This window comes from Actinacidiphila yeochonensis CN732, assembly GCF_000745345.1.
GTDB lineage: Bacteria > Actinomycetota > Actinomycetes > Streptomycetales > Streptomycetaceae > Actinacidiphila > Actinacidiphila yeochonensis.
In genome coordinates this window covers 658,723-673,486 of record NZ_JQNR01000004.1, presented here as the reverse complement: position 1 = coordinate 673,486, position 14,764 = coordinate 658,723, and the positions used below count along the sequence as shown (strand labels likewise).

At 75.4% G+C, this 14,764-nt stretch carries 13 protein-coding genes; 2 read left to right on the top strand and 11 right to left on the bottom strand.

Annotation, left to right across the window (positions count from 1 at the left end; genetic code table 11):
• Positions 1–40: 40 nt before the first annotated feature.
• The 5 genes from BS72_RS09630 to BS72_RS09610 all read right to left on the bottom strand — a co-directional run bounded on the left by BS72_RS09630 (position 41) and on the right by BS72_RS09610 (position 7,236).
• Positions 41–973: a 3-oxoacyl-[acyl-carrier-protein] synthase III C-terminal domain-containing protein gene (locus BS72_RS09630; RefSeq protein WP_037908682.1), complete on the bottom strand. Its 933-nt coding sequence runs from the start codon at positions 971–973 to the stop codon at positions 41–43.
• Entirely contained in the window at positions 970–1,266 is a 297-nt protein-coding gene (locus BS72_RS09625; RefSeq protein ID WP_037908680.1) for an acyl carrier protein, read from the bottom strand. The genes BS72_RS09630 and BS72_RS09625 overlap by 4 nt, the downstream gene beginning before the upstream one ends.
• A 165-nt stretch (positions 1,267–1,431) precedes the next feature.
• Complete coding sequence (locus BS72_RS39155; protein ID WP_157856189.1) at positions 1,432–3,342, bottom strand: acyl-CoA dehydrogenase; 1,911 nt, start codon at positions 3,340–3,342, stop codon at positions 1,432–1,434.
• Between the two features lie 73 nt (positions 3,343–3,415).
• The gene (locus BS72_RS09615) at positions 3,416–5,311 is read right to left on the bottom strand and encodes an acyl-CoA dehydrogenase family protein (protein WP_051950868.1); all 1,896 of its coding nucleotides are present in this window, start codon (positions 5,309–5,311) and stop codon (positions 3,416–3,418) included.
• On the bottom strand, positions 5,308–7,236 hold the full coding sequence (locus tag BS72_RS09610; RefSeq protein ID WP_051950867.1) for a fatty acyl-AMP ligase: 1,929 nt from the start codon (positions 7,234–7,236) through the stop codon (positions 5,308–5,310). The genes BS72_RS09615 and BS72_RS09610 overlap by 4 nt, the downstream gene beginning before the upstream one ends.
• A 309-nt stretch (positions 7,237–7,545) precedes the next feature.
• Between BS72_RS09610 and BS72_RS36410 the strand changes: the two genes are divergently transcribed.
• The gene (locus BS72_RS36410) at positions 7,546–7,716 is read left to right on the top strand and encodes a hypothetical protein (protein WP_157856188.1); all 171 of its coding nucleotides are present in this window, start codon (positions 7,546–7,548) and stop codon (positions 7,714–7,716) included.
• Between the two features lie 256 nt (positions 7,717–7,972).
• Here the strand turns inward: BS72_RS36410 and BS72_RS09605 are convergent, their stop codons facing one another.
• The 4 genes from BS72_RS09605 to BS72_RS09590 form a co-directional block, all read right to left on the bottom strand.
• Positions 7,973–8,515, bottom strand: coding sequence for a GNAT family N-acetyltransferase (locus BS72_RS09605; RefSeq protein WP_037908677.1), 543 nt, complete (start codon positions 8,513–8,515; stop codon positions 7,973–7,975).
• Between the two features lie 486 nt (positions 8,516–9,001).
• On the bottom strand, positions 9,002–10,030 hold the full coding sequence (locus tag BS72_RS32110; protein ID WP_051950866.1) for a UbiA family prenyltransferase: 1,029 nt from the start codon (positions 10,028–10,030) through the stop codon (positions 9,002–9,004).
• Positions 9,994–11,094 carry a polyprenyl synthetase family protein gene (locus BS72_RS09595; RefSeq protein WP_051950865.1) on the bottom strand — a complete coding sequence of 367 codons (1,101 nt, stop codon included), beginning with the start codon at positions 11,092–11,094 and terminating at the stop codon, positions 9,994–9,996. The genes BS72_RS32110 and BS72_RS09595 overlap by 37 nt, the downstream gene beginning before the upstream one ends.
• Before the next feature lie 139 nt (positions 11,095–11,233).
• On the bottom strand, positions 11,234–11,794 hold the full coding sequence (locus BS72_RS09590) for a TetR/AcrR family transcriptional regulator (RefSeq protein ID WP_037908675.1): 561 nt from the start codon (positions 11,792–11,794) through the stop codon (positions 11,234–11,236).
• A 104-nt stretch (positions 11,795–11,898) separates the two neighbouring features.
• On the opposite strand from BS72_RS09590, the gene BS72_RS09585 reads away from it, so the two are divergent.
• Positions 11,899–12,816, top strand: a complete 918-nt coding sequence (locus BS72_RS09585; protein WP_037908673.1) for an NmrA/HSCARG family protein — start codon at positions 11,899–11,901, stop codon at positions 12,814–12,816.
• A 534-nt stretch (positions 12,817–13,350) separates the two neighbouring features.
• Here the strand turns inward: BS72_RS09585 and BS72_RS09580 are convergent.
• Positions 13,351–13,965: a histidine phosphatase family protein gene (locus tag BS72_RS09580; protein WP_037908670.1), complete on the bottom strand. Its 615-nt coding sequence runs from the start codon at positions 13,963–13,965 to the stop codon at positions 13,351–13,353.
• A gap of 54 nt (positions 13,966–14,019) precedes the next feature.
• Positions 14,020–14,757 carry an FGGY-family carbohydrate kinase gene (locus tag BS72_RS39495; RefSeq protein ID WP_322942176.1) on the bottom strand — a complete coding sequence of 246 codons (738 nt, stop codon included), beginning with the start codon at positions 14,755–14,757 and terminating at the stop codon, positions 14,020–14,022.
• Positions 14,758–14,764: the final 7 nt, after the last annotated feature.

Genomic DNA, 14,764 nt, shown 5'->3' with positions numbered 1-14,764 from the left:
GCGGGGCGGACGACGGGCCGGAAAGGGCCGCCGTGCCGCGTCAGTGCTCCAGGACCATCGCGGAGAAGGTGGCGCCCAGGCCGACCGCCGCCATCAGGTAGCGGTCGCCGGGCCGCAGCAGCCCCAGGTCGGCGGCCGAGCGGTAGTTGATGAAGGAGTCGGCGCAGAAGCAGTGGCCGGTGACCGGCACGTTGTCGAGGTAGATCCGCTCCGGCGGGTAGCCGATGGCCTTGCACAGCCGCATCCAGGAGTGCCGGTTGACGTTGTGCGGCAGCAGCAGGTCCAGCTCCCCCAGCGTGATCCCGGCGGAGTCCACCGCCGCGGTGATCACCTCGGCCAGCGCGTCCTGGTAGATCGCCTGGAACTCCGCGGAGCGCTCCGGCGTCAGACTCAGGCCCCCGTTGAACTGGCCGTGGGTGCGGGTGGCGTAGCTGAGCACCCGGTCCCGGTCGCCGTCCGCGCGTACCAGCACGGCGGCCGAACCCTCGCCCATGAACGTGGTGTTGGGGATCATCTGGGCGGTGGGGGTGAACGCCTTCTCCCCGGTGAGCACCAGTGCCCGGGCGTCGGGGTCGCCGTCGGCGGCCAGCAGCCGGCCGGCCAGGTCAACCGCGAGCAGCCCCGACGCGCAGGCGTGCTGGGTGACGCTGAACGCCGATGCCTGCCGTAGCCCCAGGGCGTCCCGCACCTCCTGGACGGGGTTGACGGGGTAGGGCACCACCACGGACAGGGTCCGGGCCTGGATGACGTAGCGGACCCGGTCCTCCTCGCCGATCAGCGACGTCACCTTGCCGGCTGCCGCCAGAGCGAGGTCGGACAGGGTGGCGTCCGGCTCGTAGAGCGTCTCGCGCAGCCCGTAGAACCGCTCGAAGACGCGGACCTCCTTGTCCGACAGGCCCAGCTCCCGGCCCACTTCGGCCACCGGCACCCGGGTGGAGGGGAGGTGCACGGCCACTTCCTCTATCGCGGTCACGGGGCGCCCGCACCATGGGCGGCCCCGTCGCCCGCGAGCGCCGGCAGCTCCGTCAGGAACGAGGTCAGCGCTTCGACGCTGGGGTGGTCCCACACCACCGTGTCCTGCAGGACGACGTCGAGGTGCTGCTCGATGTCGCCGCACAGCGCCAAGGCGAACACCGAGTCCAGTCCCAGCACGGCGAGGTCGGCCGTCACGTCTATCTCTTCCGGTGGCCTGCCCAGGTACTCGGCGACGCGTGCGGTCAGCCACGTCCGCAACTCCGACGCGCCGACTCCGCTCTGCTCTGCCATCAACTTCTCCCTTGCGGTTGCTCGCTGATACCCGGACGCACGCACGCTCCCCGGCCGGACGGCGTACGCCGGTCGCCGGGGCCGCCGTCGGGACGGCCGGGGACACACTGGGCCGCGCCGGGCGCGGCGGGCCCGCCTCGCGGGCGGACGGATCGGTCGGCCGGTTCAGCCCGGCAGCCGGTAGCGGTCCAGATCGAGGCTGAAGGCCCCTTCGTGGCGGGCCGACAGCTCCGCGAACAGGTGCTCGCGCAGGGCGCGGGCCGAGGCCGGGGCGGTGCCGCCGTCCGGGTCCGGGGTCCGGCCCAGCCCGGCGGCCAGCCGCTCCAGCGCCGCTACGGCCCAGGCGGGATCGTCGGTCCAGGTGTCGCCTTCACCGTCGGCTGTCCCCTTCGAGCCGGCTCGCAACCAGATGTTCAGGCAGGCGGAGGCGGCCAGGACGGAGGCGTAGCGGGCCGGCAGCCGCAGCGCCTCGGGGGTGGCGTCCACACCGAGTTCGCGGGGCGGCAGGGCGGCGCACCGGGCGGCCAGGTCCGATGCCTCGGCGCAGAACACCTCGGCCAGCGCGGCCAGTCGGCGCGACTGGGGCCCGGTGGCGGGGGCCTGCCCGGCCGCCAGCGCGTCCCGGGCCTGGAACAGCGCGTCCACGAGGGCGTCCTGCCCGCTGCTGCCGACCCGCAGCCGGGCGAAGTCCAGCGGCGGAAGCGCGCCGCCGATCCGGAACAGCGCCTCGGGAACGGCTTCCTGACCGGGGGCGGTCCAGGAACGCCGTGCCAGCAGGGGCAGTTGGGGCAGCATCGTGGCCAGGCACGCGACCTTGGCCGCGTGGCCGAAGCCGGCCGGCTTGAGGTCGCGCAGCAGCTTCTGGACGTAGCCGTAGCGGCCCTGGCGCAGGTAGAACGCGGAGCCCATCACGAGGGACAGCCGGTGCACGGCGCCCAGCAGCCGTTCGGCGGTGAGGTACTTCACCGCCGACGCGTAGACGCTGGTCTGGTCCGGCACCAGGTGGATGGCGCGGGCGACGGTACGGCCGAAGGCGTCGCAGATCAGCAGGTCGGTGAACGCGTCGGCCAGCATCGCCCGCAGCAGCGGCAGGTCGGCGGCCCGCCCGCCGTAGAGCCTGCGCTCGGCGGTGAAGTCGCAGGCGAGCCGGAGCGCGGCGTCCAGGCCGCCGCAGAGCATGGCGGGGATGCCGGTCCGGGTGAGCTGGAAGGACCGCAGCGCCGTCTCGATGCCCTGGCCCTCCCGTCCGAGGACGGCGTCCCCCGGCACCGGGCAGTCGTCGAACTCCATGCCGCCGAGCTGCACCCCGCGCATGCCCGTGCTCGGGAACCGCGGCAGGTCCCGCACCCGGTCGGCGGGGAAATCGTGGGCGTCGACGAGGAGTTGGGAGTGACTGCGGCTGCCGGGGCGGTCGGAGGTGCGGGCCAGCAGCACGATGGCGCGGGCTCGGGTCATATTGGTGACGACCTCCTTGCGCCCGGAGAGCCGCAGGTCGCCTTCCGGGCCGCGCCGGGCGGCGAACCCCACGCCGGCGAAGTCGTTGCCGTGGGCCAGCTCGTGGTAGGCGCAGGACGCCTTCTCGCCGCCGAGCAGCCGGCCGGCCAGCCAGTCGCGCTGGTCGCCGGAGCCGGCCGTCCACACGTTCACGGACGCGATGAACGAGCTGATCCCGTAGCCGAGTCCGAGGCAGGGGTCGCGGCGGAACACCACCCGCATCACCCGTATGAGGTCCTCCAGGCTGCTGAAGCGCCCACCCAGCTCGCGCGGCACGAACTCCGCGCTCAACCGGTAGCGGTCCAGGGCGCGCTCGCCCTCGCTGAAGAGCTCGTCCCGCTCGTCGGCGGCCAGCACGGCCGCGTGGCCGAGGGCGTTGGCCGGTTCGGCCGGGTCGCCGAAGAGGCGGTCGACCTCCGCCACCCGCTCCGCCGCCGACGGAACCGCGCCGCGCCCGGTACGGTAGCCGGCCGACGGGTCGGCCGCGTACCAGGACGCGGGCCGGAGTCGCTCCGGCATCTCCGACCCGCCCGTCGCGGGCGGCGCGGCGGGGGCTCCCTGCACGAGGGGTGAAGCGGGCACGTCGGCTCCAGGGCGGGAGGGTCGGGGGTGGGCCGGCGCCGGCCGGGGGCGGGCGCCGCAGGGGACGTCGCGGTCATCGCGCCTCCTCCCCCGCCCGGGCCGAGGCGGCGACCAGTACACGCGGCCCGGCCGCCGCCGGGGCCGGTGCGCGGTCAAGCCCGAGGTCGTCGAACACGGCGCCGACCAGCCCGGCGGCCGACGGCGCCGCGCCCGTGCCGGCCGGCTCCAGCCGGACCACCGCGGCGGCCAGCGCGCCCGCGAGCACCCGCCCGTCGGCCCAGCCGCCGTCCACGTGCAGCCGTATCGCGGCGGCCGCCGCCACGCACACCTCGTACCGTTCGGCCAGCGCGAACAGTTCCGGCTCGACCTCCCCGCGCTGCGGCCCGAGCTCCGCCAGCTCCCGCAGCAGCCGCTCGGCGTGGGCCAGCACCTGCCGGGCCATGGCGGCGGCGGCCGGGGCGCCGGCCGCGAGCACCTCGCCGGGGCCTTCCGCCGTACCCGCGCACAGGGCGGCCACCGCCTCGGGCAGCGAGCGCAGCAGGCTGCACCCGGTGCGCGAGACCAGCGAGACGGGGCCGGGCTCGGGAAGCGGAGCACCCAGCCCGGCGGCGGCGCGCACGCCCGCCTCGTCCCGGCCCTCCGGCGCGGCGGCCGCCGCCAGCCGCGGGAACTGGCGGATCAACGCGTGCCGGTTGACGAAGGTGCTGCCGTCGAAGATGCCGACGATCCGGTGGTCGCGCTCCAGCTTCTGGAACGCTCCGTCGGCGTGCTCGACGGTCAGGAACGCGCGGGCGCCCAGCAGTTCGCCGGCTTTTTCGACCACCTCGTCCACCAGCGTGGGCACCAGGGCCTTGGCCACCGCCGAGTACACGCTCAGCTCACCGGTGAGGGTGTGCGCGGCGCGAGCCGTGAACAGCGCCACCGCCTCGGCCAGGGCGCGCCCGCCGCGCAGCTCGCCGAGGGTACGGCGGGCGTGCGGCAACGAGGCCACCGTCCGTCCGTACAGGACCCGCTCGTCGGCGAACTCCTCGGCCAGCCGTAGCGCGTGGTCCGCCGCGCCCAACGAGAGGCCGGCGCACACCAGTCGGGTGAACTGCAGTGAGGCCAGGACCAGTTCGAGACCGGCCCCTTCGCCGCCCACCAGGCACTCCGCGGCCACCTCGACGCCGTCGAAGGCGATGCCGCTGATGTCCGCGCCCCGGATGCCGTGGGTGCGCTCCTTCGGCAGCCGCCGGACGGCCCCGGAGCGGACCTCCCGGGTGTCCACCACGAGGACGCTGTAGCCGCGCGGGTCGCCCGGCTGGCCGGTACGGGCCAGCACGGTCACGATGTCCGCCCGACTGGCGTTGTTCACAGGCCACTTGACCCCGGTCAGACGGTATCCGCCGGCCACCCGGTCAGCTACCAGTTCGCCCGCCAGCAAGTCGGCGCCGCGGTCGGGCTCCGTCAGCCCCCACGCGACCACGGTGCCGGCCTCGATCTGCCGGGCCAGCGCGCGGGCTGCGTCCACCGCCGCCGCGTCGGCCTGCGGCGCGCTGCCGGCCGTCCACACGCAGGCGCCGCCGAGGAACGTCTTCGCGTGCGCCACCGCCACGCTCAGGTCGTGCGCCGCGACCGTCCGCAGCAGGCCGAGCAGCGTGCCGTAGTCGTCCAGGCTGCCGCCGAACCGGGCCGGCACGTACCACCGCTGCAACCCGGCCCCGTCCAGCACCCGGCACGCCCCGGCGGGGAACGCCTCCCCCCGGTCCAGCGTCATCAGCCGGCTCGGGGCGAACTCGACCGAGCGGGCCAGCAGCAGCTCCAGCGCGGCCACGTCCAGCCGTGCCCCGCGCCTCCCGGGAGCGCCCGCTCCGACCCCGTCCGGCCGGTCCGCCGTGATCCCCTCGACCGCCCCGGGCGCACCAGGTGCCGCGTCTGCCGCCGCCACCGCGTCAGGTGCGGTGGTCTCCGCCGTCTCCACCCGGCTCACCGCGCACCGCCCGGCATCGCGGCGGCCGCGAGCTCGCCGGCGGCGGCGCCGACGACCGCCCGCGCCTCGGCCGAGACCTCGCTGAACAGCGGGCGCAACTCGCCCCGCAGGAAAGCCTCGCGCGCCCACCCGCGCCGTACCTTGCCGCTGGTGGTGCGCCGCACCGCGCCCGGCCGGACCAGCAGCAGGCCGGCCAGCGCCACCCCGAACTCCTCCGCCACCCGGCGCCGGACGGCCGCCGCCACCTCGGGCATCCGGCCGGCCGCGTCGCCGGGACGCACCTCGTGGACCAGCACCACCCGTTCCTCGGGCACCGGCACGCTGAACGCGGCGCCGACCAGGCCCCGCAGCGCCTCCTCGGCCAGCCTGGCCTCGTACTCGACGTCCTGCGGATAGAGGTTGCGGCCGTGGATGATCATCATCTCCTTGATCCTGCCGACGAAGTACAGGCCGCCCTCGAAGCGGACGGCCAGGTCCCCGGTACGCAGGAACCCGCCCTCGCCGGCGGCCGTCAGGCCGCCGAACACCCGCTCGGTCCCCTCCGGATCGCCCCAGTAGCCGGCGGCCACGCTCGGGCCGCGCAGCCACAGCTCGCCCACCCGCCCGTCGGGCAGTTCGCCCCCGTCGGCCGGATCGACGATCCGCGTGTCGGCGTCGCTCTCCTCGACAAGCCCGCACCGCACCAGCTCCCGCACCGGTCCGGTCGCCCCCTCCAGCGCTCCGGACGGTGTGGCCAAGGTGGTCGGCGAGCCGGGGACGGGGACGAGGTCTCCGCGTTCCAGGGCCGCGGCGTCGAACCGCCCCACCACGGGTTCGACCGCGCCGACCTCGCAGGTCACCATCAGAGTGGATTCCGCGAGCCCGTAGCCCGCGCTGAGCGTGCCGGCGCGGAACCCCTGGGGCGCGAACCGGTCGACGAACCCGCGCAGCGTCTCCGGCTGGACCGGCTCCGCGCCCATCACGGCCACCCGCCACGACGACAGGTCCAGGCCGGCCGCCCGCTCGGGGGTGACCCTGCGCAGGCACAGCTCGAATCCGAAGTTCGGCGCGGGCACGAGGTCCAGCCGGAACCGGTCGATGAGGTGCAGCCAGCTCCACGGCCGGCGCAGGAAGACCGACGCGGACATGTGGACCGTCCGTGCGCCCGTGTACAGCGGGAAGAGCAGCAGGAAGAGCAGGCCGAAGTCGTGGTGCATGGGCAGCCAGCCGCCGAACCGCGAGTCGCGGTCGCAGCCGGTCAGCCGGTGGCAGAGCTCGGCGTTGGCCGCGATGTTGCCGTGGGTGACGACGACGCCCCGGGGCTGGCTGGTCGAGCCCGAGGTGTACTGGAGGAAGGCCGGATCGTCCGGCTGGAAGTCCGGCACGGTCCAGGTGCCGCGCGTCGGCACGTCGGTGTCGACGGCGACCACCCGCAGCCCGGCCGCGCCGACGCCGACGGTCCACTGGCGGATGTCCGGGAGGGTGGCCGCGTCGGTGAGCACGCAGGCAGCACCCGCGCTGTCCACCACACCGCGCAGCCGCTCTCCGCGGTGCCGCTGGCCGTCGGGCACCGGCGCCACCACCGGCACCAGGCCCGCGTACAGGCATCCGACGAACGCCACCGGGAAACCCGGGCTCGGCGCGAAGAGCAGCAGCACCCGGTCGCCCCTGTCGATGCGGCTCCGCAGGTACTGGGCGAGGCCCCGCGCCCGGGCGTCCAGCTCGGCGTAGGTGAGCTGCTCCACCACGCCGTCCACAGGGTCCGCGACGAAGCCCACCGCGGGCTGGTCGGGCACGGTGGCGGCCCAGTGGGCCAGCCGGGCCACGACACCGCCGTCCCAGTGCGCGCCGCCGACCGCGCCGACTTCCCGGCCGGACGCCTGGGCCGAGCCGATGGCCGTACCGACCGGCCCGGACTCCCCGGCCAGGCCCGAGTAAACAGACACGATGACAACCCCCGATAGGGACCGAACGCGGTCCGGCTCCCCGGCCGGACCCGTACGAACGCGGTCAGCCTGTCAGCGGAGACCTGCCCACGACAGCGCCCTTCCGGCGCACGACCAGCACACCCCACTCACCACGCCCGGCCGGGCATACCCGCCCGGCCCCGCGACCGACCCGGGCTTCCGGGGCCCCGCCGGACCCCTCCCTCCGGGAAACACCGGCCGGGTGTCGGGGGCGTCCGTGTGGCCGCGCGCGCCCGCGGACCCGGTCATAGGCTGGTCGGGTACGCATCCCTCCGGGAAGTGAACGCCATGGACAGGTCGAAGGACAGGCAGAGGAAGGCACGGGAGGCCGCCGAGGAGGCACGCCGACGCAAGGAGAGCGGCGCCCACGAGGCGGAGGAGACCGTGGACCGCGGCGACGAGCAGCTCGTCGAGAAGGGCGACCACTCGATGGGGGCGCTGAGGCGCGACGACAGGTAGCAGGACAGCGGGGAACAGACCGCGGCCGTCCGACCCCGCCCCGTGCCCCATCAGCTCGGACGGCGCCCGCCCGGAACGGGGCGGGCGCCGACGTGTCCCGGGCGGCGGCGAACCGTCCACCCCGGGTCGGCGTGCCCGGGGCGGCAGTCGGCCTGGGCTGTCAGCATGCCGACCTGCCGGCCACCCTCAGCGGCGGCGCAGCCACGGGATCAGCCAGCACATGCTCACCGTCACCCTGCGCTCCTGCCGGCCATCCTCAGGGGCGGCGCAGCCCCCACGTCTGCAACGCGAAGGGCCGGCCCTTCTCCTCCCCCGTGATCAGCGGCACGTCGAGCAGTTCGAAGCCCGCCTTGGCGGCCACGGCGGCGCTGGCCGCGTTCTCCGCCTCCAGCTCCAGGACCACCTGCTCGGCGCCCAGCTCGTCGAAGGCGTACCCGGCCAGCACTCGCACCGCCCGGACCGCCAGCCCCTGCCCCCGGTGGGCCGGGCCGACCGCGTAGCCGAGTTCGGTGCCCTCGGGAGCCCGCCGCAGCATCACCTCGCCGAGCGGCGCACCGCCGTCGACGGTGATGGCGAGCAGGATGGCGGTGCCCTCCGCGCGCAGTTCCCGGGCCCGGTCGAGCCGCGCGCGGGCCGCCGCGGCGCCGAAGGGCGAGACGATCGGCGTCCAGTAGGCGATGTCCGGGTGGTCGAAGAGCTCCGGCATCGCGGCCAGGTCCTCCGTCGTCCAGTCGCGGAGGACGAGCCCCTCCCCCGCGAGTTCGATCCGCTCGGGAAAGGACGACGCCACGCTGCCCATGAGGGCCCCCTTCTGACCTGTTCGAGTTCCGACGCGTTCCGAGCTGTCCGGTTCCGACCTGCCCGAGCCTGCCCGCCGGATCGTCGACGACGTGACGGGCCGACGCGGCCGCTGACGGTCAGCGTTCAGGTCGTGAGTTTCGCATCACCTGGCCGCGGCGCTCCGGAGGGGGTGGGTGCGACAGCTCGGCCGGTGCTCTCTCAGCGGCCCGGGCGTGGCGCCGTCACCCGTCATCACCCGCCGTCACCCGCCGTCACCCGGCGACGGCGACGGCGGCGGCGGCGTGAGGGGCGGGGAATCCGCGGGGAGGGCAAGCAAGCACGACGGAGGGGACCGGGACACCGTCGGCCGAGGACCTGGAAGAGGTCCGCCGCGATCGCGCTGATCTGCCTGCCGCGCCCACTTCAACGGCTGCCCGCCGCGCCCACCTCGGCGTCCGCTCGCCTCAACGCCCGTCCTTCGCACCCACCTCGACGCCCGCTCGCCTCAACGCCCGCCCGCCGGGCCGCCGGTCAGAGCCTCGGCGTGCAGCATGGACCGCGGGGTGAGGGCGAGGACGCACACCCCGGCCAGGACCGCGCACAGGACGGGGAGGGTGCCGGCGGCCAGGGCGAGCAGGGCGGCGGGCAGCATGACCCGTTCGTAGAAGTGGAGTTCGGTCGCCCAGGCCAGGTGGGAGGGGCCGCGGCGGAACGCGGCGGGCGGCAGGCAGGACGTGCCGAGCACCGCCGCGGCGACCGTCAGGGCGACGAACCCGGGAGTGGGCGGCCGGTGCAGGACGCCCGGAGCGGTGGCGGCGAGGGCGTAGCAGGCGGTGGCGCAGCCGGTCATCGCCACGACGGCGCCGGCGGGTCCGCGCCGGACCGGGAGGGTGCGGCAGCCCACCGCGCGGTCGGTGTCGAGGTCGGCGAGGGCCAGCAGGGTGTTGCCGAAGGTGCCTTGCAGCCCGAGCGCGAGGGCGGGCAGCCACAGGGCCGGCGGCGGCCAGGTCGCGGTGAAGGTGGCGGCGGTCAGCAGGGCGCAGCTCCAGCCCGACAGGCCCACCGCCAGATCGCCCCACCAGCCGCGGTCCTTGAGCCATCGGCCGTAGGCGACCTGCCCCGCCGCCGCGGCGCCGATGAAGAGGAGGCCGCGCCAGTTGACCGCGACGGTGACGGCCAGGGCCGTCACCGTGCCGCCGGCGGCGCAGTGCCGCGCGGCCGTGGCGGACAGCCGGCCGGAGGGGATGGGGCGGTCCGGTTTGGTGGTGAAGTCGTCGTGGCGGGTCAGGTAGTCCGCCGCGTACAGCGCGCCGGCGCCCGCCGCCAGGGCCATGAGGGCGGCCAGCAGCACCATCGCCGGATCGGCCCGCGGCACGGCGAGTTCGGCGCCCGCGGCGGCCACCAGCAGCACCGTGACCAGGTCGTACGGGCGCAAGGTCTCCAGGTGCGCCGCCAGGCGGGAGACGCGGACGCCTGCGGTGCTCGGGTGGGCGGCGGTCATCGTGCCGGGCACGCCGCCCGCGGCGAGGTCCACCGCGCCAGCCGGTCCGCCAGCGCGGCCATCCCGGCGACGCCGGGGCCCGGCTCGAAGAGGGCGAGCGCCTGGTGGCAGCGGCGCACGTACTCCTCGACCACGGAACGCACGGCGTCCACCGCCCCGGTGCGCTCCAGCACGTCGGCCATTCGGGCGTGGGCGTCGGGGCCGCGCGCACCGTCGGCCAGCAGCTTCTCGACGAGGTGGCGGTCGGCCGGTGCGGCCAGCTGGTGTGCCAGGAGCACGGGAAGGGTGGGGCGCCGGTTGCCCAGATCGCTGTCCGCGGGCTTCCCGGCGGCCGCGGTCCCGTTGTCCCCGGCGGCCCCCGCGAAGCAGGTGTCGTAGGGCAGGAGGTCGTCGCGGGCCTGGAAGGCGATCCCCAGGGCGTGGCCGTACCGGCCGAGCGCGGCGGCCTGCTCCTCGTCGGCACCCGAGAGGACCGCTCCGATCCGGCAGGCGCCGCTGAAGAGCGGGGACGTCTTCAGCCCCGCCATCCGTACGTACGCCTCCAGCGACAGCTCCGGTGCCCCCGCGTGGTCGAGCTCCAGCACCGCGCCCCGGCACAGCTCCTCACCCGCCGCCGCGAGTGCCTGGCCGGCACGCACCACCCGTTCGGCGGGTACGCCCCGCCTCCCGCACTCGGCCACCAGCGAGAAGGGCCGCAGGAACAGCGCGTCCCCGCCGAGGATCGCCCGGTCCGTCCCGAAGCGGTGGTGGACGGCGGCCCGCCCGCGGCGCTCCGCGTCGCCGTCGATGATGTCGTCGTGGATGAGGCTGCCGACGTGCAGCAGCTCCACCGCCACGGCGGCCGGAAGCACCGGGTGGGCCGATCCGCCCACCGCCAGGGCCGCGTCGACCACCAGGAGCGGCCGCAGCAGCTTCCCGGCGGGCAGGACCGCGTGCCGGTGCAGGGCGGCCAGCGCGCCGTCGCCGCCGGCCGCCAGGCAGGCGTCGAGTTCGGCCAGCAGCGCCAGGCGCACCTCGCGGCGTCCGCCCTCCGGTGCGGGGTCGTCGGCGGCTGCGCGTGCGGACGGGCAGCGCACGGTGTCGTCCCCCCTCGTCATGCCGTGATCAACGACCGGACCGCACGGGGGTCACCGTCCACGCGTGGCCCTCGCGGTCTCCGCCGGCCCTCGGAAGGGCCCGCCGCGCCCGGCCCCCAGGACCTCTCGGTCCGCGCGGAGCCGGGCGCGCCCTCCGCCCTCATCCCCGAGGGCTGACCCCCGCGACGGCCAGAGCGAGCAGGCGGTGCGCCTCCGCGGCGGGGTCCGGGTGGTGTTCGGTGGCCAGGGCCACGCCGGTGACCAGAGCGATCAGGTCGGCCGCGGTGACACCGGGCGCCACCGCGCCGGCCTGGGCGGCATGCCGCAGCAGCGGTTCGAGCGCGCCGGCGAGCTTCACCGAGCAGACGTTCACGTGCTCCGGGTCGTACAGTCCGTCCTGGACCAGCGCGTCGGCCAGGCCGCGCGCGGAGGCGGCGTAGTCGGTGAACGCGCCCAGCCACTCCAGCAGCGCGGCCCGCGCGTCGACCGCCCCGGCCAACTCGGCGGCGCGGGCGCACAGGGCCTCGATCCGTTCGCCGAACACCGCCGCGAGCAGGGCCGGCCGGCCGGGGAAGTGCCGTCGCACGGTGGCCGATCCGACCCCCGCGACACGGGCGATCTGCTCCAGGGAGGCGTCGGCGCCGTGCGCCGCGACCTCCGCCTCGGCCACGGCGAGAATCCGCGCGTAGTTGCGCCGGGCGTCCGCGCGCTGGCCGGTCATGGTGCCATCTCCTTGCTAAGTGGCGGGGTCCTCCGTATCGTACCGGAAGGTAAGTGGCGGGCCTCGCCACTTAGCAGTGTGCGCCACCGACTCCGAGGAACACCATGGCCACTGAATCCGCACCCGTCCTGGTCACCGGGGCCACCGGCCGGCAGGGCGGTGCCACCGCCCGCGCCCTGCTCGCGGCGGGCGTGCCCGTACGCGCCCTGGTCCGCGACCCCTCGACCGACAGGGCGAAGGCCGTCGAGGCGCTCGGCGCCGAGCTGGTGACCGGCGACCTCGACGACCGCGACTCCGTCACCCGGGCCGCCGAAGGCGCTCGGGGCGTCTTCTCGGTGCAGATGCCGGACATGAACGGCCGCGCCCAGGAGGGCGAGTGGGCCCAGGGCGTCAACCTGATCGAGGGGGCGAGGGCCGCCGGCGTGCCGCAGTTCGTACACACCTCCGTCTCCGGCGCCGGGAGCCACACCGAGGCCCCCGGCTGGGCGGAAGGCCGCTGGGCCGCGATGGAGCCCTACTTCACCGCCAAGGCCGGGCTCCAGGACCGGGTGCGCGAGGCGGGGTTCACGCACTGGACCCTCGTCAAGCCGAGCACCTTCATGGAGAACTTCCTGCCCTCCGAGGCGTTCCTCATGCCCCACGGGGTCGCGGGCGGCCTGGTGAGCGTCCTCAAGCCCGGGACCCTGATCTCCCTGGTCTCGGTCGACGACATCGGCACGGCGGCGGCCGCAGCCTTTGCCGAACCCGAGCGGTTCGACCGCGTCGAGCTGGAACTGGCCGGCGACTACCTGACGATGACCGAAATCGCCGCGACCCTCTCCCGCGCCCTGGGCACCGAGGTGGCCGCACCCGACATGACCCTGGAGGAGGCAAGGGCCGCCGGGATGCATCCGGCCGGCGCCTCCCACGAGTGGATGAACGTCTTCGACACGCCCGCCCGTCCGCACTTCGCGCGGGCCCTGGGCATCCCGCTCACCAGCTTCGAGGAGTGGGCGCAGCAGCACCTGCGGCCCACCGCCTGACCGTGTCGGAGCCTTTCTCGAAGGCGAGTTGAAGGCGTGGACCCTCAGCCGCCCCTGGGACCGTTCACCCACGGGGGCGGCGCGCTGGCTGCGAACCGCCGGCGCGCCTGCCGCCGCTGGTACGCACGCCAGCAAGCCCGCGGTAGCTCGAAGTACACCAGTCTCATCGGCCAGTAGACCCCGTAGAGCAGCATCCACCAGACGAGCATGGCCACGGCCGTCAGACCGCCGCCGGCCGATCGAGAGCGGCGCCTTCGACGCCCCGCCGTCAACGGCACCGACACCCGCAGCGGTCCGATACCTCCAGACAGCCTCATCCCCACCAAAACCCCCAGACGCTCGTATGCCGTGGAGAACGTGCACGGACTTTACGGGACCGACAACACCATCTGTGCTCAATTCCCTGGTTTCGCTCCCTTCCATCTCCACGGCGTTCGTGCAGCCTGCGCGCCACGGCCCGTCCGGATCGCCCTGCGGATGGGTGTACTCCCGCGCACGCGGGGCCTCGTGCCGTCACGCGTTCGAGTCGCCGCCTCAGGTAGGGACGTTGTACGCCATCAGGGACACCTGGCCCGGCACGACGCGCAGCTCGGTGATCGCGCAGTTGCGCAGCCCGGGGAGGATCCGGCGGTACTCGCTCTCCGGGAGGCCGAGCAGCCGGCACAGCACCAGCCGGAAGAGGGTGTTGTGCGCCACGGCGAGGACCCGGTGGCCGGGCCGGGCGTCGGCCAGCCGCAGCAGGGCGGCGGCGCCGCGGGCCGCCGCCGCGACGGGGTCCTCGCCGCCGGGCAGCGGGTGCGCCGCCGGGTTCGCGCGGAAGGCGGCCGCCTCCCTCGGGTGGGACGCTTCGAGTTCGGCGAGGGTCCGGCCCTCGGCTATCCCGAAGTCGACTTCGAGCAGGTCCGGTTCGACGACGGGGACGAGACCGGTCGCCCGTGCCGCCGGTTCGGCGGTGCGCCGGGCGCGGGAGAGCGGGGACGTCGCGATCGCGTCGAGCCGCGCGCTCGCGGCCCAGGCGCCGAGCGCCTCCGCCTGGGCGAGCCCGAGCGGGGTCAGGCCCACGTCGCTGATCCCGGCGTAGCGGTTCTCCTCGTGCCACACGGTCTCACCGTGCCGGGCGAGGAACAGGGTCGTGGCGGCCGTCGTCATCCGTGCTCCCCTACCTGGACCGTCGTCATCCGTGCTCCCCTACCTGGACCGTCGTCATCCGTGCTCCCGTGCGTAGGCGGCTGTCTCCGGCGGGAGCCAGCCGCGGCGTTCCCACTCGTCCACGAGTGCCGCGAAGGGCTCGTGGAACCGCCGGCTCACCTCGGGGCGCGGCTCCAGCACCGTACGGAGGCGCACCATCGGGCGCAGGGCGGACAACGGCGGCGCGGACGGCCCCGGACGCTCCGCGGAGGTGACGCCGTGGGCGGCGAGCACGGCCATGCCGAGGGCGGAGTCGGCCTGTTCGGGGACGGTGGCGGGGCGGCCCAGCACGTCGGCGCGCAGCTGGTTCCAGTACGGGCTGCCGGTGGCGCCGCCGGTGAACGCGACGGGCCCGTCGATCCGGGCGCCCAGCAGCGTCACGTACGCCAGGCACAGCCGTTCCACGAACGCCACCCCCTGCAGCAGCGACGCGTACAGGTCGCTGTCGCCCGACGGGGTGCCCAGGGTGAAGGGCTCGGCGTCGGGGGCCAGGAAGGGGAAGCGCTCGCCCCGCGACACCAGCGGGTAGGAGAGCACGCTCGCGGGCTCGTGGCCGGCGGCGGCGCGGTCCAGGCGGGCCAGGTCGGCCCGGGGAACGCCCGGGCCAGCGCGCCGGCGCCGACGCTCGACGCGCCGCCCGGCAGCCAGTTCCCGTCGGCCGAGCGGTGGTTGTAGAGCACCCCGGCCGGGTCGGTGAGCGGCTCCGCCGTGACGCCCTTGATGACCAGCGTGGTGCCCAGGACGGTGTTCCACTGACCGA